16 protein-coding genes are annotated in these 21,451 nt (G+C 52.0%); all 16 read right to left on the reverse strand.

From position 1 onward, the window contains the following. Positions 1-12: 12 nt before the first annotated feature. The 16 genes from HMPREF1246_RS01795 to atpG all read right to left on the reverse strand — a co-directional run bounded on the left by HMPREF1246_RS01795 (position 13) and on the right by atpG (position 21,449). Positions 13-2,211 carry an outer membrane protein assembly factor gene (locus HMPREF1246_RS01795; protein WP_016459429.1) on the reverse strand — a complete coding sequence of 733 codons (2,199 nt, stop codon included), beginning with the start codon at positions 2,209-2,211 and terminating at the stop codon, positions 13-15. A 329-nt stretch (positions 2,212-2,540) separates the two neighbouring features. Then, positions 2,541-6,860: a translocation/assembly module TamB domain-containing protein gene (locus HMPREF1246_RS01800; RefSeq protein ID WP_021736526.1), complete on the reverse strand. Its 4,320-nt coding sequence runs from the start codon at positions 6,858-6,860 to the stop codon at positions 2,541-2,543. 341 nt (positions 6,861-7,201) lie between these two features. After that, a complete protein-coding gene (locus HMPREF1246_RS01805; RefSeq protein ID WP_021736579.1) occupies positions 7,202-8,521 on the reverse strand; it encodes a TolC family protein in 1,320 nt (439 codons plus the stop codon). Positions 8,522-8,646: 125 nt separating this feature from the next. After that, a complete protein-coding gene (locus HMPREF1246_RS01810) occupies positions 8,647-9,903 on the reverse strand; it encodes an MlaD family protein (protein ID WP_021736535.1) in 1,257 nt (418 codons plus the stop codon). A 4-nt stretch (positions 9,904-9,907) separates the two neighbouring features. Next, positions 9,908-10,669 carry an ABC transporter ATP-binding protein gene (locus HMPREF1246_RS01815; RefSeq protein WP_021736585.1) on the reverse strand — a complete coding sequence of 254 codons (762 nt, stop codon included), beginning with the start codon at positions 10,667-10,669 and terminating at the stop codon, positions 9,908-9,910. A 1-nt stretch (position 10,670) separates the two neighbouring features. Continuing rightward, positions 10,671-11,453, reverse strand: coding sequence for an ABC transporter permease (locus HMPREF1246_RS01820; RefSeq protein WP_021736525.1), 783 nt, complete (start codon positions 11,451-11,453; stop codon positions 10,671-10,673). Between the two features lie 262 nt (positions 11,454-11,715). After that, positions 11,716-13,431, reverse strand: coding sequence for a SpoIVB peptidase S55 domain-containing protein (locus HMPREF1246_RS01825; RefSeq protein WP_021736578.1), 1,716 nt, complete (start codon positions 13,429-13,431; stop codon positions 11,716-11,718). A 73-nt stretch (positions 13,432-13,504) separates the two neighbouring features. Then, positions 13,505-13,813 (reverse strand): biotin/lipoyl-containing protein, encoded by a 309-nt coding sequence (locus HMPREF1246_RS01830; protein WP_021736571.1) that lies wholly within the window; start codon positions 13,811-13,813, stop codon positions 13,505-13,507. A gap of 87 nt (positions 13,814-13,900) precedes the next feature. Next, positions 13,901-15,313 (reverse strand): phosphodiester glycosidase family protein, encoded by a 1,413-nt coding sequence (locus HMPREF1246_RS01835; RefSeq protein WP_021736564.1) that lies wholly within the window; start codon positions 15,311-15,313, stop codon positions 13,901-13,903. Between the two features lie 70 nt (positions 15,314-15,383). Next, complete coding sequence (locus HMPREF1246_RS01840; protein WP_021736575.1) at positions 15,384-16,424, reverse strand: rod shape-determining protein; 1,041 nt, start codon at positions 16,422-16,424, stop codon at positions 15,384-15,386. A gap of 7 nt (positions 16,425-16,431) precedes the next feature. After that, positions 16,432-17,691, reverse strand: a complete 1,260-nt coding sequence (gene murA / locus HMPREF1246_RS01845) for a UDP-N-acetylglucosamine 1-carboxyvinyltransferase (RefSeq protein ID WP_021736530.1) — start codon at positions 17,689-17,691, stop codon at positions 16,432-16,434. 74 nt (positions 17,692-17,765) lie between these two features. Then, positions 17,766-18,185 carry a hypothetical protein gene (locus HMPREF1246_RS01850; RefSeq protein WP_131219503.1) on the reverse strand — a complete coding sequence of 140 codons (420 nt, stop codon included), beginning with the start codon at positions 18,183-18,185 and terminating at the stop codon, positions 17,766-17,768. A 182-nt stretch (positions 18,186-18,367) separates the two neighbouring features. Next, positions 18,368-18,556, reverse strand: a complete 189-nt coding sequence (locus HMPREF1246_RS01855; protein ID WP_014128814.1) for a hypothetical protein — start codon at positions 18,554-18,556, stop codon at positions 18,368-18,370. A 48-nt stretch (positions 18,557-18,604) separates the two neighbouring features. Beyond that, on the reverse strand, positions 18,605-19,045 hold the full coding sequence (gene atpC, locus HMPREF1246_RS01860) for an ATP synthase F1 subunit epsilon (protein WP_009015837.1): 441 nt from the start codon (positions 19,043-19,045) through the stop codon (positions 18,605-18,607). A gap of 1 nt (position 19,046) precedes the next feature. Beyond that, entirely contained in the window at positions 19,047-20,516 is a 1,470-nt protein-coding gene (atpD, locus tag HMPREF1246_RS01865; RefSeq protein WP_367281716.1) for a F0F1 ATP synthase subunit beta, read from the reverse strand. Positions 20,517-20,540: 24 nt separating this feature from the next. After that, a complete protein-coding gene (atpG, locus tag HMPREF1246_RS01870; RefSeq protein ID WP_016459423.1) occupies positions 20,541-21,449 on the reverse strand; it encodes an ATP synthase F1 subunit gamma in 909 nt (302 codons plus the stop codon). Between the last annotated feature and the right edge of the window lie 2 nt (positions 21,450-21,451).

The following is a 21,451-nucleotide window of genomic DNA, read 5'->3' on the forward strand; positions in this document are numbered from 1 at the left end:
CTCGTTTTTCTTTTAGAATTGTCCACCGAAGCTGAAGTGGAAGCGGCCGCCCCGATCAGAACTGTCAAGGCGATAGCCATAGTCCAGACGGATTGGGCCAAGCGGAGAGTTGATGCGCAGTCCCAAGCCCACCGTGTACTTCAGGTCGGACAGGTCAAAATCCGTTTCATCATAATCCTTGCTCCAAGCATAGCCAGCATCCGTAAAGGTGACACCCTGAACCTGCTTGATGATTGGATAACGGAATTCCAGGGAGCCCTTCAGCATGCTGTTGCCCTTGAACTGGTCATCGCGGTAGCCACGCAGGAATTCACTGCCGCCGACGGTAAAGCGCTGGCTGAGCGGCATATCCCCGTTGGCATAGCCGGCACCGAGATTAAGTGCCCAGACATTGTCCTTACCCATGCGATAGTAGTAACGATAATCGGCTTGATATTTTTCAAAGCGGAAGTCACCGCCGAAGTTTGCCCATTCAAAGGAATACATGGTACGCTTGCCTTCGCGGGGATCATAAATGTTATCACGCGTATCAAGGATACGGGCAAAGGTGATACTGCGGGTCGTACCGAAGTTCTTCTTACGGCGTTCCGCAGCAACGTCTTCACCAAGATACCTGCCTTCATCAACGCCTTCAAAGTACTGGTTCGAATCGTAGCCATCGACCTTGCCCTTGTACTTGTCGTCGCGGTTTTTCAAGGTAATCTGGTTAGTGATGAATTCGTTGTCAGTGACGCGGCTGAAGAAAATTTCTTCGCCGATGCGCTTTTTGTAGTAACGGGCAATTTCATCGCCGTCACGATCGTAATCGGCATATTCGTTCGTCATATTATAGAACGTAAAGCCCGCCGTAGTTTCCTTGTCATCAATCCACGGTTTGATGTAGGAGACTTCAAAGTTGGTATTGGTTTCATCATCGCCGCCAAATTCCCAACGGACATTGACACTGTCACCCGTCCCGCGGAAGTTCTTATCGCCGACGCTGACCATGCCTAAGAAACCATCTGCATCGGAGTACCCGGCCCCAATGCCGAAAGTTCCCGTGCTCTGCTCAACGACCGTGATTTCAACGGATACGGTATTGGGCATCTGACCTGGATTCAGTCGGATATTGACATCCTCGAAGAAGCCGAGGTTGTAGATTTTCTGCATGGAACGGCGCGCCAGCTTGGCGTTGAAGGGATCGCCCTTTTTCATGCGCATTTCACGGATGATGACATAATCCTTCGTCTTTGTGTTGCCCTTGACGCGATAATCTTCAATGACGCCTTCAGCAACCTGAAGGATCAGATGACCATCAGGGAGCATGCGGATATCGCTGACTTTGGCCAAAATATAGCCTTGTTCCGCATAGAGGCTTTCCACCTTGCGGGCCCCGACATTGACGTCGCGGGAATTCACCACTTCGCCTTCCTTAAGTCCCATGGCACGGATGATGTCATGGCTCGAGATCTTCGTGTTGCCTTCAACTTCAAGTTCCGTGAGGATGGGGTTTTCAGCGACATGATAGACAATCTGGACGCCTTCGGGAACGCGGGTAAAGGTCGGAACGATATCATAGAACCAGCCAGTTTCATAAAGGGAACGGATGTCGTCCTGCATTTGAACCGCAGTAAACTTCGTACCCGCGCTCATCTTGAGGCTGTCTTGAAGGACTTCCGCCTTTTCATGCTGATTGCCCTCAAAGGTTACTTTTGTCACCGTCAGATTCTCATATCCCTTAACTGAATTGGCAAGCTTATCGTATTCGTCAACAATGCCTGCTCCATCATCAGGCGTAAGGAAACTGCGGCCAGGTGCCTTGCGGTTTTGGGCTTCGGCGATTTCCTTCTGCTGCTGCATACGGGCTGCCAGCTGCTCATCCTGGGCTTCTTGCTCCTTGCTTTCTTTTTGGAGGGTTTCCTTCCCTACCTTTTCGATATAGGTAATGCCATTGCGGCGCACTTCACGATAGATGGGCTTATCAGGCAGGGTTTCTTCTGTCTTGGCACTCTCTTTTTGAGAGTCATCCGTGATTCCGGTTCCGGTGCCAATTCCTTCTTTTGCTTCTTCCGTTACCTCAATGGTTCCGACTTCTCCCGATTGGGTCTGGACCCCATTTTTGGTCAACGTCACTTCCTGGCTGTGGGAAACCTCTGCATAGGCAGGCGAACTCAGCAGTAAAGATGCAAAAATGGCTGCCGACAGCTGTTGCCAATGTAATTTGCTATTCATACATAACCCCCTACAAGTTTCGGTTAGAATCCTTCTAGCTGGTTGGATTCAGTAAATATACGCTACAATTATACCCTTTAGAAAGAAAAATTACTAGTCAAAGGCAGGATTCGAGAAAAAAGTTCACAAAAAAGAATTCCCCTTTCCGGCCTTTTCCTGGGCGGCTCCTAGCGCAGAAAAAGGCAGAAGGGGAAAATGATCAGTCAAAGGGGGCGGGCTCCAGACTGGACGAAGGCGCTCGCTCCCCATAGCCCGTGAGCCCACCGCCACCTTACGCCGAAAAGAAGCAATGGGCCACGCACCTAGGTCAATCAGGGCCGTGCTTTTCTTTAGAACCTCGTATGATACTGTACACCATACCAGGCCCTGTTTTCTTCGTCAACGGATACGCTGAGGTTCAGGCGGCGGTTGAGGAAGTATTCCGCAAAGATGCTCGAGTCTTCCCCATCGAAGCTTGCCGTATAGCCAAGACGAAGTTTGTCGCCGAAACTTTTAGCCACAAGCCAGTTGTATTGCCGCCGATCATCGCCAATCACTTCATTTGCCCGTTTCGCATCGACGCTAAAGCCAATGCCGGACTGGAGACTGCCACTGTAGACGCGCAGTTCGTCCAGCTGCAGGGCCTGTTTGATGGCATCTTCCACATCGGACAGGTAGCTTAGCTGGATACCAGCGTCGATGAGCCCCATCCAATCATTGTTGGTCAGGTCCGCGTTATCCGTCTTCAAGGTCAGGAAGCGTTTGAGCGTATTTTCATCCTTGGGCGGATCACTCTTTAGATGGACCTGCAGTCCATCCATGGACAGCGGTCCTTCGATGGTGGCAAGGATCATGTACTGGCCAAGACGCGTAAAAGCTTTCATATCAAGGTGGGGCGTAAACGTTCCTCGCTCCGGCCAAGTGACGATGCTGCGGCCCATCCTAAAGGGGGTATTGAGGTAATTGAGGGTTCCCTTTGTCAGATTGATGGCGCCTGTAATATCCGGATCTGCTGTCGTTCCCCCGAGGTGGATCTTGCCGCCGCCCCAGATATCGTAGAAGGACGCTGTATGAAGGTGCATCTTCTCCCCGAGGTCAACTGTAAAGTCAAGACCAATAGGCGATCCGCCGCTGCCAAAACTCGGCACGGAGGTCAGTCCGATATAGAGATCCTCCAGATTGAGAGCGCCCGCTACAAATGGCATCCCATTTTTCTGTGTAACGGAAATGTCCCCATTGACCTTGCCTCCAATCTGCCGCGAATCAATGAAGACATCGCGGATGGCCGCCGTAAGGGCATAAGGCGATTCCCCGCCATGAAGTTCATAGCTTCCTGACGCCATGACGCTGCCATGATCGCCAATGACGGCAGACAGTTCCTTAAGATTGACTTTCGTTCCTGCAAATTCTGTATCTAGCTTCACGTGGTCGATGGTATTATTCATGCCCCGCAGCTTGATAGTGCCGTCATCGAGACGAATCGCACCATCTAAGGTATAGTCCTCCAAGGTCCCGCTCACATTGAGGTTTCCTTTCATAGGACCGGTTGCCCACTGGACATATTTCGTAAGCGTCGGCAGGATGTCAAGATTTGCATTGTCAAGGTGCAAGTCAAGGTTCATCCGCGCGTCGGGATTACGGCGATCCTCCTTGGCCCGTAACAGGTCAAGGGGCAGGGTACCGTAGGCAGACAGCTTATAGATTCCGCGCTGGACAAGGAACTGGTTCAAGGTAAACATACCATCCCGCAGTGTGGCCATGCCGTAAATGGAGTCGAAGGTTACTCCGCTTACAGAGCCGCCCGTTACTTCAAGGGAGAAGTTCCCATTTGGATCATCAAAGGGCCCCTTGACCTGTGCGGCCATATTGAGGGCACCCCCAATTTCCGGCGGATCATCAAGGCTTACCGTAAGGATTTTAGGCGAAATGCCATTTGCCGCGACTTCAAGGTCCAAGGTCCGGTTCTTCATATCCACTTCACCTTGGGCAGCAAAGAGACCGCCGCCTTTTTCAAGGGCCTGGAGCTGGTTGATATGCCAAACGCCGAGGTGACCAAAAATATCAAAATCAGCGGAATCAAAGGGAACACCCTGCACTTTTCCATCTTCCACCTTACCTTTGATGGCAAGGCCCGTTCGGCGTCCATTCGGATTAAGGGCAATGGTACCGGAAAGAAACCCATCAATATCAAGGTCGTAGCCGCCCATTTTAAGGAGACTCCGTACGTTCCCCCGCTCCACTTCCGCTTTCCACTGGTAGTAATGGTTCAAAAGGTCAATATGAGCGGACAGGAAATAGTCTCCTCCTGATTTCTGCTGGAAGGAGCCTTCAAGTTCATTGATTTTGCCCCCCGTGGAATCAATGGATAGGGCAAGTCCCGTGAACTCCTCACCGTTGATGATTACGGAATTTGAGGACAATACACCGGTGAAAAGCGGATTGGAAAGGTTGCCGCTTACAGCCCCGTTAAAGTTCACGCTGCCTTGGAGACTGGCTGCTTCCTTAAGCCAAGGCAGACGCTGGAGCATGATGCCGTAGGCGTCGATTCCTAGGGCAAGGTCTCCATTTTTAGCAATGGTCCCTGCAAAGGTTGCGGTCGATGTCAAGGCCTGGAGCTTGAAGTTTTTCATCGTAATAGCGCCGTCATTGACGGAGTAGTCACCAGATAGCTCATCGACAAGGAACTTATTGACCGAGCCATCGTAGGCCCGCACATGACCCGTAATATTAGGATTTTTTAGCGTCCCTGTCACGTGGACCGTATTGGTGAGGTTTCCTGTAACAGGAAGAGGCAGGGCAAAGGCATCGGAGAAAGGTTCAAGACGTACGCCCTTGGTGACGACTGTCAGGTCAAGCCATGGATCATCACCCGTAAGGACAACGGAGCCATCAAGTTCGTGACGGCCTTGCGGCGGATCAAGCTCCACCTTCGTCAGACGGACGACACGATCCTTCCAGCTGACAAGACCGTGGGCTTCTTTTGCGATAAAGCCTTTAACGGAGACATCCTTGAGAGAAAAGGCTGCCGTCCCTTCTGGGTCATCCGTGGTTCCTTCAATCATCATGTGGGCAGAAAGGAGACCCTCTCCTTCTTCTCCGAAGGAGGCAAGGATAGGTCCCACAGGGAGATCCGTAACATAAAAATTTCCCTTAAGGGCTGAGCCTTCAAGACTGCCCGAGCCTGTCACAGAGCCGCCATTTTCCGAATTGGCCGCAAAGCGGTCCAAGGTCAAGCGACCCTTTTCATACACAGCGCCCAAATCAACATGGGTAAAGGAGAGCCCATGGACCGTGAGGGACAGATCATCACTAAGGACGTGGGCAAAAAGGTCATCATCATAGCGTCCCTCAGCATAGAGGTCGCCGGAAAGGACAATGCTGCCTACATCAGGGGCCACCGCTCCCAAATCAAGACTCTCGCTTTTAAGCGTCGCAGCAAAAGTGCGGTCCTGCGTATCATATGAAGCCGTCAAGGTTCCTTTGCCGCCAGCAAGATAGAAGGTTCCGTCCGTAACATTTACTTGGGTTCCCTGAGCCGAAAGGGGCAAGTGAAGGTTATCTATTTCATATCCATTCACGGTCAAGGCCGGACTGTCCACGGTTCCCGCGGCAAGAAGGCTGTCAAAAGAGCCATCCAGGGAGGCACTTGCCGTAACACGGCCTGAAAGAGGAAGGTCCAAGGGAATTGCGTCAAGGTCAAAGTCATCCGTCTTTACAGCAAATTGGTGAAAAACAGGCGTCTGTGCGTCTGTAAGGTCAAGTCCCCCATTCAAGGTAACCGATGACCTATCAAGGGACACCGTAAAATCTGTAAAAGCAAAGTCCTTATTATCAAAGTGGACTGTTCCTACAGCCGTAAGCGGCAGCAGGAGATTGTCCTTATGAACGGATAAGGATAGGGAATCTGCCTTGACGCTCCCCGAAAGCTTACTTTCCTGATCATCGTTGCGCCAGGTAACAGAAAGCTTTGAAAGGGTTCCTGCAAGATCCGCTATAGGGGCATAGTGTGCCACAAGGGCCGCGTAGGGCGTTACGCAAAAAGTTTCAGTGCTCGCCGACACTTCTCCGGTTCCGTCACTTTTAATGGAACCAATCAGCTGCAGCTTCTCCCCCTTTACCGTCGTAAGATCCATGTCAAGACCATAGACAGGGTTATGGACAAGGTCAATGGAACCGGATGCACCGACATGCCATGCGCCATAAGGCGTTGAAAGCTGAATCGAGCCTCGATTGACCGTCACTAAGCCGCGGAAGTCCTCACTGGACGACTCAGACTTTTTAATAAGATTTTCCACGTTCCAGCGATCGCTGCTGTCCATGACCATATACACCGTTGGATCGTTGATGGCAACAAGGCTCACCATCCTGCTAATTCCGTGTCCCAGCAACAGGTTCAATGGATTGACGCGAACAGCGACTTCCGGAATCTTTGCCACAAGGATACCCGCTCGGTCATAGACCGCACTGTCCTTGATGCGGAAGGTCAGGTCCGGGCTGACCTCAATCCGGTCAATATGGAGTTTTCCGTTGATATACTGAGCCGCTGTTTCCTCCACCATGGGCCGCACCGTGGGGAGCACCCTTGGCATGAGAACCTTGAATGTCCCTACATAGAGTGCCGGTATGACAAGGAGAAGGAAAGGCAGGCGTTTTTTCCATTTTGGCCGCATGATCCGCCTTTCTGGAACGGGATACCGTTCCCCTTGGGAAAATCGGGTGAAAAAGGGGCTGGTTGTTCCGTTTTCCCATAGATACAACTATAGTATACCAAAGTGAAGGGAAAGAAGAAAATAAATTTTAGTTGAACGGGATTAGGAATGCTGTAATGCTATGAGGGAGTAACGCTAAAACTGTAAAGCGCGGTGCAAATTCATTCGCAGTCCGACGGGCCGGCCCTTTCCTAAGGTGAGACGTCCATCACACAAAAGAACATGCCCCCATTGTTTCCATAGAACAATGGGGGCATGTCTTCACATCAAATCGGTCGATTTGTGCGCCGAGCACTCCTATCTTATTCTTCCACATCCGTCGGAACACCCATGGACTGTTCAAGCAGTGCCCATGACGTGTTGTAATCATAGAGGGCTTGGATGTAGTTATTTTTGGCGGTCGTCAGGGCAACGGAAGCATCGAGGACGTCCGTGTTCGTTCCCACACCGGCCTGGTAGCGCAGCTGGGCGATACGGTAATCTTCTTCTGCTTGTTCAACCGCGACTTCCGTTGTCTTGATGCGTTTTTCTGCTTCCCGCATGCTAAGGTACGACGTTCTGACAGCAAGGTTCACTTGATCGCTGATCTGGCGATAGCTTTCCTCGGCTTTGACAACGTTAGCCTTGGCCTGACGGATCTTAGCAGCATTGACGCCATAGTCCCAGATGTTGAAGTCCACAGAAGCCCCAACGGACCACTCATATTTATGGGCACCAGGGAAACGGTCATCAGCCCAGCCATTAGCGGCGCTGAGGCTCAATTGTGGCAGGGTTGCCGCGTTGGCAATCTTTTGTTCTGCTTTTGCCATATCAACGGAAGCCTGGGCCTGATGGATCTCGGGCCGGTTCAGCATGGCATAGGACAGGCAGTTATCAAGGGTATAATCATTGGGTTTATATTCCAGTCCTTCACTCAAGGAAAGAGGGGTTCCCGTCGGAAGTCCCAAGACATTGTTCAAGGTGGCTACAGCCACATCATAGTTATTTTGGGCCTGGGTCAGGGTCTGCTGGGCATCGACAAGTTCCACCTGACTGCGAAGAACATCGACTTTTGCGGAAACACCTACATTAAACTGGGACTGGGTATTCCTCAGATGCTCAGCCAGCCGGTCCACGGTTTCTTTCTGGAGGTTCACCGTATTGATGCTTTCAAGGACATCATAATATCCCTTGGCCGCATTGTAGCGCGTCGTCTGGTAGGCGCTATTCATGCCATATTCATAATATTTTTGGTTGGCCTTGGCTTCTTCTATCTGACCTTCGAGTCTCCCGCCCGTGTAGATAGGAACGGAAATGCTCACAGTGTTCGTGCTGCTGTTTGTCCCCACAGGGCCAGTAGCGAGCGTTGCACCAGCAGCCGTCTTATACCTCATGTTCCGCCCCGTGGAATGAGCAAAATCAATGCTTCCCCAACGAGCTGCCCGAGCCGCGTCAAGTCCTGCCTTAGCGGCATCCAGTTCGGACGAGGAAATCTTGACATCAGAGTTATTTTCAAGGGCCATGCGAACGGCCTTATTCAGATCGAGGCTGACAGATTGAGGTGCCTCTTGGGCAAAAGCGGTACCAAGAGACAGGACACTCAAGAAGACAGCGCCGATCAGTGCTTTTTTATGGATATGCATGACGTATCGTACCCTCCTCAAATTCTGACTGGCTAGTCAGTAATACACATTATATGCGCAATATTTTTGAAAGTCAACGGGGTGAGCCGGTTTTTACTCCCGTTCCACCAATTGTTCACAAATCCTTAAAAACGGGCCCTCAGTCCCAAGTAGGTGAGATCACTATGCCCATCAAGGACATCCATGTTTTCTCCAATGAGGGACAGTTTTGGGGAAAAGGCCCACTCAGCGCCTACCTTGAGCTTACCGTCATTGAAGTCATAGTAATCCGTAAAGAGATGGAATTTGGGCGACAAGAGCCAATCCGCACCAACACCAAATTCGCCTTCCATGAGGCCAACACGGCCCACAATGAACTTGCCAAGGCGCTTGTTGTAATGGAAATTGAAATCATCATCGCCGCCGGCGTCGCTCACACCGAGGTAGAAGAAATCATTTTGGCTTGTCGGCAGTTCGGCACCGATATCGGCACGCCATTTACTGTCCTTGTCGCGATACATGACATCTGTCCGAATGCGGGCATCGGCAACGACGCCCATGACGCGGTTTGCTTTTTCGCTTGTTTCAGCCGCGTTATGGATGGTAATCTTAAGATCGTCCTGGACCTTAGGGTCGGTCACAACGCCCTGAAGGGAAGCCGCTGTTTCCTTGATGGTTTCACTGACGTCCTTCATATTGGCCGCCATGAGGGCTACGTTGCGGCCCGTTTCGCCGTTATTGTCAGCCTGGGTCATGATGCTGTTCATGTGGACTGTCATTTCCTTCATTTGGCCGACCATGGCATGGATATCACCTTGGTTATCCTGGGCCATCTGGGCCAAAGCCTTCGTAAAAGCATTGAGGTTCTTTGTGATTTCTCCGGTCTGGACAAAACCTTCCCGCATGGACTTCTGGACAGCTTTATCACCAAAGACGTTGCTGAAGGCATCAGCAACAGTCTCCAATTTTTCCATAACCTTGCCCGATGAATTCATGAGCTTATCAACGCCTCCCGTTGTTTGCCCCGTGATTGTCTCCCCTTCCCGGAAGGTGACACCCGTAGCAATCTCCGGAGGGGTAATGGTAACAAACTTGGTTCCCATGACGCCGTCCATGCCAATGCCAAACTGGGAATTACGGGGCACTTTTTGTTTCTGGTCAATTTTCATGACAACCTTGACTTTGGACCCATCGACGAGAATATCATCGACCTTTCCAATCGGAACACCGGCAAAGCGGACTTCGTTGCCGACTTTGAGACCATTGACATTGTCAAAGATGACATTGAGCTTATACTGCCGGGACGCAAAACTGAATACACCCAAAAAGGTGAGCATCAGCGCCAGGATAACAAACCCGCCCAGCGTCACGGCTCCAACTTTTACTTCGTCTGTGGATTTCATGATTTCACTCCTTTGTTGGGTTCTCTTCAAATAGGTCACTGCGGATGAAGGCCTTTACAAGGGGCTGGTCCGTATGACGGGCCTCGTGGGGCGTCCCAGAAAAGACAATCTTACCCTGATTGAGCATGAGGATTCGGTCCGCGCAGAGGAAGGCGGACGCCATATCGTGGGTTACAAGGACGGACGTAATGCCCCGCTTACGTTTCGTATCAAGGATAAGCTGACTGATGTTTGCCGCCATAATGGGATCAAGGCCAGCCGTAGGTTCATCATAAAGGATGATTTCAGGATCAAGGGCAAGGGCACGGGCGAGGTCAACGCGCTTTTTCATTCCCCCAGAAAGTTCTGCGGGATAGGCTTTTTCGTTCCCAGAAAGTCCTACGGACGAAAGGAGGTCCCTTACCCGCAGTTTGATATCGTCTGTTAGCATGTGGGTATGCTGCTTAAGACCAAAGGCCACATTTTCTTCCACTGTCAGAAAATCAAAAAGGGCAGAATACTGGAAAACCATCCCCATGTGAAGTCGCAGTTCGTTCCACTGTTTTTCCGTAAAATGATTGACCTCACGGCCTTTTATCCGGACACTGCCCCCCATCGGTTCAAGAAGCCCAATAAGAAGTTTCAGGGTCGTACTTTTGCCCGTACCGCTCGGACCGATAATAGCAACGGTCTCTCCTTTTTCAACGGAAAAGGATACATGGTCAAGGACCGTCTTGTCCCCAAAGGACATGTCCACGTCCTTAAATTCAATTACCGTTTCGCTCATATCAGCCTCCATGGACGTACAACATAACGGAGAGGAAATAGTTGAAGATAAAGATCAAGATAATGGAAAGAACAACGGATGCCGTTGTAGCCTTGCCTACCCCTTCGGCCCCTTGCTGAGCATTAAGGCCCTTATGGCATCCGATGACGGCGATGATGGCACCAAAAACGGCACCTTTGATGAGGCCGCCCACAAGGTCCCAAGATTCAACGAAGCCACGAATGGATTCGATGAACATATGGCTCCCGATTCCGGCATAGTTCATAGCAACAAACCCGCCGCCGATATCACCGACGAGGTTGGCATAAATAACCAGGATGGGCATCATGAGCACAATGGCGAGAAAGCGCGGGGCCACAAGATACTGGGTTGGACTAGTCGCCATAACGCGTAGGGCATCGATTTGTTCCGTGACCTTCATAGTACCGATTTCAGCAGCAATGGCGGCTCCGATTCGGCCGGCCACAACAACACCGGCAAGGATAGGTGCCAACTCGCGGGCCATAGCAATGGCCACAATGCCGCCGACGGAATCAGCTGCACCAAAACGGACAAATTCCTTCGCCGTCTGAACGGATAGGACCATGCCCGTACACATACTCGTCATGCTTACAATAGGCAGGGAATCTGCCCCAAGCTTTGCCATCTGGCGCAGGACCTCCCGCGGTGTGGCCTTGGAAAGGGCGCTGCATGTCGCAAAAAAAAGATTCATGATGCGTCCTGTCGCCTGAAAGGCATAAACGGCCCGGCGGCCCAAATAGGCACAGATTGTCTTAAGTCCCATGACGTAACTCCTTTATTGCAGGAACGCAGGCGTTCTGCATACTTAGAAATCATTCTATCATTATACCGCATTTTGTAGAAAAAATTAATGAAAAAATAGGTCTCTTTATGAAGCCTTGCTGGCCCGTCACGACTTGTATGCGAGAAAAATCGTCCGGACAGTTTTCCTGATACGGCATGAGCCCATTGCTTCAGGACCTTCTTTCCTAAAGCAATGGGCTCACTATCGTTATCAAGGTGCCGCAATTATTGCGGGAATCATTTTATCGCTTTTTCACCTGCACTGTAATTCCTGTTTCCCCGCTGATGATGAAGTCCATGGTATATTTCTGCTTGTTTGGGCTTCCTTTGAGGAGGGTCGAAACACCGGAAGCAAAGCTTTGGGCATCTCCGTCCTTAGCTTCTACAGAATCAAGATTCTGGGCAAGATCTACGACAATTTCATTATTGGCATCCATACTATTGAAATCACTCAGGAAATCCTTGAATTCCCGCTGAGCATTGGCCATAGAGCCAGCCATCTGCTCATCCCCCGCATTTTGCTGGTTACGGCGGTTCAAGGCGTTTTGCAGCCATTGTGTCGCGTTGCCGCTGCGTACAATGAGGTTCATGGGCCCCGGTTTCTGCTTATCAGGGACCTTGAAGTGGATGGTCCTCGTAAATTCCTTGGCCCGATAGGGCTTAAAGGTCAGGCGAATGGGCAGATCCCCGCCCTGTACCACAGGCTGATTGGGGAAGGAGGCGCTGACCAGTTCCGCTACTTCGCACTGAGCGCTTGTTTCCACATCAACATTGACATCAAAGATCTTCACCGTGTCAAAGCGGTTGTTCATAAGCATATCAAGCGCGATATTGAGCTCGGAATTCGTGATCTTGCCGATGTCCTTGCTGCTATAGAACATGTTCTCCCGGCGCAGGCGGATGGGACCTTCCTTCTCTCCCTGGGCAGTTACGGTGAAACGGATACGGCTTGTTCCGCCGCCTTTACGGTCCTTGGCAAGGCTTACGGCGTTATACGCAACCCCGTCCACAAGGGTTGGCACAAGGTCCTCATCAGTGACAAGCTGAACATTCGTTGATTGGTGAAGGCCACGGTCCATATCAGTGACAGACACGTACATGGGGATGATCTTGGCATTTTCTCCCAATTTTCCCGCAACGCCGCTTAAGCGATCCTCTGTAATGCGCCCCAAGGTATCACCAAGAGAGCCCACTTTAAAGGCGCTCTGAATATTAGGGACAGCTGCATAGATATAGGCATTTGTCATGAAATAGTCACTCTTACCATGCTGCATAAAGGGATGACCAAAAGCCAGGATATGGCCATCATCCCCCACCCAAGTAACAGTGCCAATGGCACCAATATTCATATCACCCCGGACCAAGGAAACACCGACGGAACTTCCCGGTTCGAGTCCCACACCGGAAAGAGCATCAGCCCCTGTCGGTACGGCATAACTTGTAAGACCAAAGGGTTTCAAGTTCTCGTTGAGGTGATGAAGTCCATCTTCCGTAAACCCACTGACCATGAGGGGCGTGCTTTTTGCCGCGAGGCCCTCAAAGACGGACGGACGCGGATCAGGTTCCTGAAGCATATCGAGCATCTGGCTAATGGGGGTCAAAAAGCAGTAGTTAGGGTCTGAAAAGGCCTGTCCATACGCCACAGCACCGGCTAGGCGTCCATCAATATAGACCGGGCTGCCGCTCATGCCTTGGGAAATACCGCCATTTTTCCTGAGGTTATCTCCAGAAGCACGGATGAGGATGCTATAGCCCCCTGTTTCCGAACCGGTCACGCCAAGGACCTCCACATCAAAGGTCTCTATCTTGGTACCTTGGAAAACGGTCTTGCCGTAGCCCGTCATGCCTGGGCGCAACTCCTCCACCGCAATGGTGGGTACATTGGCAAATGCCACCGAAATGAGCATCATCCAAACAAGGCTTACCATGAGCCCCATTCGTTTCAAAAAGCGTAGCATAGGTCCTCCCTACTTTTGTTATAGATACGAAAAAGAAGCTGCAACCCTTCACGCGCTGCAGCTTTAAGACTTGTTATGGTTCTTCAATCTGGGCAACAACTTGGCCAGCCGAAACCGTACTTCCTGGCTTTGCCGATACGGAAACGACCTTGCCGCTGCAGTTGGCTCTTGCAGCCGACGCCGAACCAGCAAGGGTCTTGACCGTAACCAGGACGCTGCCTTCCTGGACAGAAGCCCCAACGGAAACAGCGGTCACCACCTGTCCGGAAAGACTGGCTGTCTGCGGTCTTGTGGTTGCTGCCTGAGCAATACCCAGCGCAGCAATGACCATAAGGATAGCGAGGGCCCACACATTTCTTTTATGGAGTAAATTTCTCATCATGATATCCACCTTCTTTATGACAACGACAAATTAGGTTTCGTTGTAGCTATCATTATATATCGAAAGTATCCCTTCATGCAAGTCCCCTTAGCGCGGGAAAAGGCCCAGAGCCACACGGACTGGCCGTTCAGCACCATCGCTGGGACGGTTCTTCACGGCTCCATTCACCACCATTTCACTGGATCCTCCGCCGTCAAAGTTCATGGCCCGATCCGCGCCAAGCTGGATCAGGTAACGTGCCAGTTCAGGAAGGGTCATCCCTGCACTGCGGCTTGACCGTCCGTCTGCCACCACAACAAGGATAGTCCCATCCTTCTTGATGCCAACCGCGGTCCGGGGTGCCCGTCCATCCGCGATATCGGAAGGAATCTCTTCAAGACTTGCCGTCACATTCACAAGGCCGTCATAAACCAGAAGAGGCCCTGCCGTACCCACACTAGGCGCCTTATCGGCAAGAGGACTGCCAAGACTGGTCTTGATCTTGACCTTATCCCCAACAGCAAGGGGGCGCAGGAAGTCCGCTGCCGTGCCATGTCCGGAAAGAACGGTCATGTTCCAGCTCATGGGCATGCTGCCTGTTGTGCCAGTCTTTATGACGCGGCCGTTACGGATGGCCACTTCCACGCCTGCCGCGTTCGTATCCGTTGTATCGTCATAGCCATTATTATAAAAAATCAGGTCATTTTCAAGGCGCATGCGATTCAGACCCGTTATCTTCATTTCCGCCCCATCAGGTCGGGTCACGGTGCCCGTAAAAGAAAGCCGCGGCAAGATGGCTGCTTTTCCCTTTTCTTCAAGAACGAGACCTGTGCGGGGCGTTTCTTCCATACCAAGCCACTTGCCACGAATCTTGAGATTTCCAACAACCCAGATATCGGAGTCAAAATAGGAAGCATTGACAAGGGCCTTGGCCCCAGAACGGCGGGAAATCATGGAAAGGGTCCCCTTTTGGATGGTATGGCCATAACCCGGTACAAATTGGAGTTCATAAGCACTGTCAGGCGCAATCGTGAGAACATAGGTGTCAACATTGCCTGCTCCCAAATTAACGCGGCTCTTTCGGTAGGTCACCCCTTTGCCGAGGTTCTCGCCCGTTTTTTGGGGGGATTCCGTGCTGCTTTTGCTCTTTGTCGGAAAATCAATGACCAAGCGGCCTGGCTTCTTAAGGAAAAAGACCTTGTAGTCCGGTACACTTTCCCGGAAGGTGACGACAAGACGGCTCTTTTTTCCCAATGGCGCCAGGACCGCGTTTTTGACGCGCCGGTCCCTCACCCGTACGGACCGCGTCCGGTCCGTCTTGGCGTCAAAGGTAAGGATGAGTGTCCTGCCTTGGGCCCGTTCCTCATAGTGCATAGTCTCATCAATATCCATGACAAGCCGCGCCCGTGTATCCTTGACGCCGCCCCGAAGGTCACTGATGGTTGCTGCCATGGCCGAACCAGCCATAAGACTTGCTAGAAGCGCAATGGTCAGGGTTCGCCCAATTTGTTTTATGTTCATGTTTTTTGTTCCCTCTCATACAGATGAAAACGGGGCGCCGCACAGCAGCACCCCGTCTATGATGTTGTTGCTATTCCTGATGGAGCAGTCCGTCCATGATGACCGAATGGGAAAAAGCCTTGCCGGCTCCGATGGCAACGCAGTCCAAAGGATCTTCAGCGACCTTTGTCCGAATGTGTGTATCAGACTGGACAACGTCGGCCAGTCCCTCCAAAAGAGCACCCCCACCCGTCAGGACAATGCCTTCACTAAGGATATCCGCCGCAAGCTCCGGCGGCGTCTTTTCGAAAACGGAACGGATGCATGATAGGATCTGGGATACGGGTTCCCCCATGGCACGCATTGTGTCACGGCTCGTCATGCGCAGTGCAGTCGGCAGGCCCGTAATCTGATCACGTCCGTGGACGAGCATATCACCGTGCATTCCCAGACGGCTCACACTGCCAATCTGGAGTTTGATTTCTTCGGCCACGTTGTCTGCGACCTGAATGTTCAAATCCTTTTTGAGGTAACGCACAATGGCCTCATCAAATTTATTGCCGCCGATGCGCAGTGCCTTGCTGGCAACAATACCGCCAAGGCTGATGACGGCCACATCCGTCGTCCCGCCGCCAATATCGACGACCATGCGTCCTTTTGCTTCCCGCACGTCGATGCCAGCTCCAATGGCCGCTGCCAAGGGTTCCTCAATGAGAAAGGTCCTTGCCGCGCCAGCCTGGGCACAAGCCTCAATGACAGCTCGCTTTTCAACACTTGTCACTCCCGTCGGGATGCAGACCATAAGACGGGGCTTAAAAAAGATGTTGCGTCCTACGACCCGTTCGAGAACAGTACCAAGCATGCCGGCAGTCGCTTCATAGTCGGCGACAACGCCGCCAGCAAGAGGTTGGACCACATCGATGCGGTCAGGCGTCTTCCCCAGCATTTCCTTTGCCCGCCGACCGACGGCAACGACTTTTCCATTTGTTTTGTCAATGGCCACCATGGAAGGCTCACGGTAAACAATGCCCCGCTCTGGCAGGAAAATAAGCAGATTGCTCGTTCCCAGGTCCACGCCGACGTCAACATTGGTAAAGAGCCTTGACAGGAAACCTTCTTCCAGCCGCTTCATATGCGCCTCAGCCTACGCGCTGGATGTCGGCCCCAAGGGCCGTCATCTTTGTTACTAGATTCTCGTAGCCGCGGTCGATATGGTAGATATCGGTGATTTCCGTTGTACCATCAGCCACAAGTCCCGCAAGGACCATGGCCGCCCCAGCCCGCAGGTCCGTCGCCCGTACCTGGCAGCCATAAAGCTTATCCACGCCTTCAATGAGAGCTGCCCTGCCGCCGCTTGTCTTGATGTTGGCTCCCATGCGCAGGAGCTCATCCACATGCATGAAACGGTTTTCAAAGACCGTTTCAAGGACCGAACTCTGTCCATCGGCAATGCACATCATGGCCATGACCTGGGCCTGCATATCCGTTGGGAACCCTGGGTAAGGCAAGGTCTTGATTGTAATCGGCTTGAGTTTTCTCGGTCCCACGACGCGCACGTCGTTGATTCCTTCTTCAACGGTACAGCCTGCCTCACGGAGTTTGGCAATGAGCGGTTTCATATGTTCGCACAGGACATTTTCCACCTTGATGTCCCCCTGAGTCATGGCACTGGCCACCATATAGGTTCCAGCTTCGATGCGGTCGGGGATGACAATATGCTCACCGCCCTTCATGCATTCCACCCCATCGATATGGATGGCCGTCGTACCTGCGCCGCGCACCTTTCCTCCCATCACATTGATGTAGTTGGCAAGGTCAACGATTTCCGGTTCCTGGGCTGCATTTTCAATGATGGTCGTGCCTTTGGCCATGGAAGCCGCCATCATAAGGTTTTCCGTTGCTCCAACACTGGGGAAATCAAGGTAGATGGTCGTTCCCACAAGTCCGTTCGGAGCCGAGGCCTCAATACTGCCATGACCTTGTTCAATCCGTGCTCCCAGCGCCTCAAAGCCTTTCAGATGGATATCAATGGGACGCGTCCCAATGGCGCAGCCCCCGGGCAGAGAAATCTTGGCTTTTCCCACACGGGCAAGAAGTGATCCCATGACAAGGAACGAAGCCCGCATGGTGCTCACAAGGTCGTAGGGAGCTTCATACCCCGTAACGACATGGCTGTCGATTTTCAGTGTATGAGGTTTGGATGCATCGACTTTAAGGCCCAGGCACTCCAGGACCTTGCAGATGGTCGATACATCTTCCAGTTCAGGCACTTCTGAAATGACGCTGCCTTCCGTCCCCAGGACAGAGGCGGCAATGATGGGCAGGACCGCATTCTTGGCCCCGCTCACGCGAACCGTTCCCGAAAGGCGATGTCCGCCTTTGACTACCAATTTTTCCACTCTGATTCCCTCACTTCTTTGACTGGGGCCTTGACCCAGTACAAGGCTAAACTTCAATCAAAAACCACAGGCGCCTAATGGCGGACGCCCATGCGGTGCTTTCGTAATTTTTCCTGTCTTTCAAGCTCGTCTTCAAACTGCTCGCGCAGGGCTTCTTTCTCCTCTTCTACGCGTTCCTTGGTTTCCTTGAATCCATCTGGATCCCTTTTCTTGTAACCTTTTTCAGCCTTTGACCACGCCTTGCGGTCAGCATCGGCTTTTTTCATCCGCGCCCGGCTCTTGCGGCGTTTGATGAGCTCCCGCACCTGACGTTTGGACAGTTTGGTCTGTGACAGGTGCTGATAGCGGCGAATGAGATACAGGACAAGCATGGGCGGGAAAAAGGCCACCGCAACAATCCAAAAATTTGGATGGTGCATTTTGGTCCTTTTTGCGTCCCAATGGACAAACGCAACAGAAACAACGAGGAACACAACTCCCAGAACGTGTCTCACGCCCAATGGCACCCCCTCAAATGTCCATGGGTCTTGTTACGTCATCATGCGACGATTGATTTTCTTGCTAACTTTTAGATTATACCATACTATACGGCGCTTGCCTACTGTATAGAGCAAAGAAATAAGGCCCTTGGCGCATAAAGCGGGAACCAGGACCATGGCCCCAGTTCCCGCTGAAATCAAAAAATGGAATGCATACGGATACGATCGGCTAGAATGTTATAGTACGTCTCTTTTTCTCGGATGGTCTTTTTAAGGCGCGCCCGCTGCTCGTCTGTATGGGTTTCCTCGAGACGTTCCTTCAGCTCGGCAATCTCGGCCTTTAGTTGACCCATCTTGCTTGCAGCCATCTTGCTGATAAAATCCATTGTGGCTGTCCCCCTCTCGCAAAACATGCTGCAGACAGTTGATTTTCATTAGGTTTCCCATTCATAGGGTGCGACATGCCCCATGAGGTTTGCCGTCTTGAGCCGTGCTTCGGCTCGGCGCAGCGTCTTTTCCGTATGTTCAATATCGGTGAGGACGCCGGGACGGGTTAGGCGCGCCGCAGCTTCATCGCGGACAGCCTCCCATTTTTTCACATCAATATGTTCTGCAAGTTCTGCCTTGGGCGTGAGGATGATGACCTTGTTATCCTTGACTTCGGCGAACCCGCCTTCAACATATAATAGAATAACATGGTTGTTTCCATCCTGCAACTTAAGGGTCCCCTCACCGAGAACGGCAATGAGGGGTCCGTGGTTTGCGAGGATTCCAATGCCGCCTGTGACCGTATTAAGGAGCACATAGGCAATATCCTTTCGCTTCATGAGATACTGATCAGGCGTCAGGACCTCAAGGGTCATTAAACTTGCCATATCACTCGCCTCTCATCTTCCGGCCCTTTTCAATTGCCTCATCAATGGTTCCCACCATATAGAAAGCTGATTCAGGCAAGTCGTCATGCTTGCCTTCAAGGATTTCCTTAAAGCCCCGGATAGTTTCCTTAAGGGGCACATAACAGCCCGGCTGGCCCGTAAACTGTTCGGCGACATGGAAAGGCTGACTCAGGAAGCGCTGGACCTTGCGGGCCCGAGAAACGATAATCTTATCGGCTTCGCCCAGTTCTTCCATGCCGAGAATGGCGATGATGTCCTGGAGTTCCTTATAACGCTGGAGGATTTCCTGAACGCCGCGGGCTACTTTATAGTGCTCTTCGCCGATAATGAGCGGGTCGAGGATTCGGCTCGTCGAAGCTAGGGGATCAACGGCAGGATAAATGCCCAGTTCTACGATTTCACGCGAAAGGACGGTCGTCGCATCGAGGTGGGAGAAGGTAGCTGCCGGCGCCGGGTCGGTGAGGTCATCAGCGGGGACGTAGACAGCCTGGACGGAAGTGATGGATCCATTTTTCGTCGATGTGATTCTCTCTTCCAGGGCCCCCAGTTCATTGGCAAGGGTCGGCTGGTAACCAACGGCACTTGGCATACGCCCCAAAAGGGCAGAAACTTCTGAACCAGCCTGGATGAAACGGAAGATATTATCGATGAAGAGCAGGACATCCTGACTCATGGCGTCACGGAAGTATTCTGCCATAGTCAGTCCTGTCAGGCCAACGCGCATTCTGGCTCCTGGCGGTTCATTCATCTGACCGTATACAAGGGCCGTCTTGTCGATGACACCAGATTCCTTCATTTCACCCCACAGGTCATTGCCTTCGCGGGTCCGCTCACCAACGCCGGAAAATACGGAATAGCCGCCATGGTTGGTGGCCACGTTATGGATCAGTTCCATGATTAGGACGGTCTTACCGACACCAGCCCCGCCAAAAAGACCGATCTTACCACCCAAAGCATAAGGTGCAATTAGATCGACAACCTTGATGCCCGTTTCCATGATCTTCGTTTCTGTTGACTGTTCACTAAGGGCCGGTGCAGGCCGATGGATAGGCCAATATTCACTGGCGTCCACTGGGGTCGGGTCATCATCGACGGCCTCGCCCAGGACGTTGAAGACACGGCCTAGACATCCTTTTCCAACGGGGACGGTAATGGGATGCCCCGTATCAAAGGCTTCCATCCCTCTCACAAGCCCGTCAGTAGAGCTCATGGCGACGCTGCGCACCGTATCGCTGCCGATATGCTGCACGACTTCCGTCGTCAAATGGATATGGATGTCCTTGGTCGGATTCCCGTCAATTTCAATGGCATTGAAAATTGCAGGCAGGGATCCTTCAGGAAATTGAATGTCGACAACAGGTCCCATGACCTGCACAATCTTGCCGACATGACCTTCTTTTTTAGCGGTTAGCCGGGCAACTGCCTGGTCAACACGATTTGTTAACTTAATATCTGACACAGATGGGACCTCCTCTTATTTCAAGGCTTCCGCCCCGCCCACAATTTCATTGATTTCCGTCGTAATGGACGACTGCCGGACCTTCTGGTAATGCAGGCGCAGTTTTCCTAGGAGAGTATTGGCATTATCTGTAGCAGTCGTCATGGCCGTCATACGAGCGGCGAGCTCACTGGCGGAACTTTGGATGAGGGCCGTAAAAATCTGACTCTTGAGATAGTAAGAAGCCAGATAGGGAAGCATCTCCCCAGCTTCCGGTTCGTAGACAAGGGTCGAAAAATCCGTTGGGTCATCTTTTTCCCACACTTCCTGGGCTTGCCATTGCTCATCATTTTCAAAGTTCGTCTTCAGGGGCAGGATGGCATCAGTGCGGGGAATCTGGACCATAGGAGACTTAAAGTACGTAAAGATGAGGTCCACTTCGTCCACTTCGCGGTGCGTAAACATACTAGCCGCATAGTCGGCAATCTCCTCGGCGGCTTCGTAGGTTGGCTTCTCGCTGAATCCTTCCCATTCCCGCACGACGTTGTAGCCGTGGTGCAACAGTCCCAGACGGGCCTGCTTTCCTACAGCAATGAGAGGGGACTCTTCCTTTCCACGAAGCTCGATGGCCGTGTGCTTGACTATGTTGCTGTTATAGGAACCGGCAAGACCCTTATCGGAACCGATCACAATATAGGCCGTCCTGTACAGAGGCCGCCGTTCAAGGAGCGGGTTCTTTACAGGATCCAAATGGGCCAGGACGGACGGATCACTGATGGCTTCCTGAAGGAGGCGCTGGAGCTTCCTTGCAAAGGGCAGGCTCGCCGTGGCTCGCTGCTGGGCCTGATGCATACGGGCCGACGCGACCATCTGCATGGCACCGGTAATTTTTCCGATGCTGCTGACGCTCTTCATGTGGGCCCTGATTCCACTGGTATTGGCCATGA

This window comes from Acidaminococcus sp. BV3L6 (assembly GCF_000468835.1).
Lineage (GTDB): Bacteria > Bacillota > Negativicutes > Acidaminococcales > Acidaminococcaceae > Acidaminococcus > Acidaminococcus intestini.

What these genes read in the sequence shown, in the direction of transcription:
- HMPREF1246_RS01840 (WP_021736575.1), bottom strand. Translation starts at nt 16,424, where the DNA reads ATGAAGCGGCTGGAAGAAGGTTTCCTGTCAAGGCTCTTTACCAATGTT.
- HMPREF1246_RS01820 (WP_021736525.1), bottom strand. Translation starts at nt 11,453, where the DNA reads ATGGGACTTAAGACAATCTGTGCCTATTTGGGCCGCCGGGCCGTTTAT.
- atpC (WP_009015837.1), bottom strand. Translation starts at nt 19,045, where the DNA reads ATGGCAAGTTTAATGACCCTTGAGGTCCTGACGCCTGATCAGTATCTC.
- HMPREF1246_RS01800 (WP_021736526.1), bottom strand. Translation starts at nt 6,860, where the DNA reads ATGCGGCCAAAATGGAAAAAACGCCTGCCTTTCCTTCTCCTTGTCATA.
- HMPREF1246_RS01825 (WP_021736578.1), bottom strand. Translation starts at nt 13,431, where the DNA reads ATGCTACGCTTTTTGAAACGAATGGGGCTCATGGTAAGCCTTGTTTGG.
- HMPREF1246_RS01805 (WP_021736579.1), bottom strand. Translation starts at nt 8,521, where the DNA reads ATGCATATCCATAAAAAAGCACTGATCGGCGCTGTCTTCTTGAGTGTC.
- HMPREF1246_RS01815 (WP_021736585.1), bottom strand. Translation starts at nt 10,669, where the DNA reads ATGAGCGAAACGGTAATTGAATTTAAGGACGTGGACATGTCCTTTGGG.
- HMPREF1246_RS01795 (WP_016459429.1), bottom strand. Translation starts at nt 2,211, where the DNA reads ATGAATAGCAAATTACATTGGCAACAGCTGTCGGCAGCCATTTTTGCA.
- atpG (WP_016459423.1), bottom strand. Translation starts at nt 21,449, where the DNA reads ATGGCCAATACCAGTGGAATCAGGGCCCACATGAAGAGCGTCAGCAGC.
- HMPREF1246_RS01810 (WP_021736535.1), bottom strand. Translation starts at nt 9,903, where the DNA reads ATGAAATCCACAGACGAAGTAAAAGTTGGAGCCGTGACGCTGGGCGGG.
- HMPREF1246_RS01835 (WP_021736564.1), bottom strand. Translation starts at nt 15,313, where the DNA reads ATGAACATAAAACAAATTGGGCGAACCCTGACCATTGCGCTTCTAGCA.
- HMPREF1246_RS01830 (WP_021736571.1), bottom strand. Translation starts at nt 13,813, where the DNA reads ATGATGAGAAATTTACTCCATAAAAGAAATGTGTGGGCCCTCGCTATC.
- HMPREF1246_RS01855 (WP_014128814.1), bottom strand. Translation starts at nt 18,556, where the DNA reads ATGGATTTTATCAGCAAGATGGCTGCAAGCAAGATGGGTCAACTAAAG.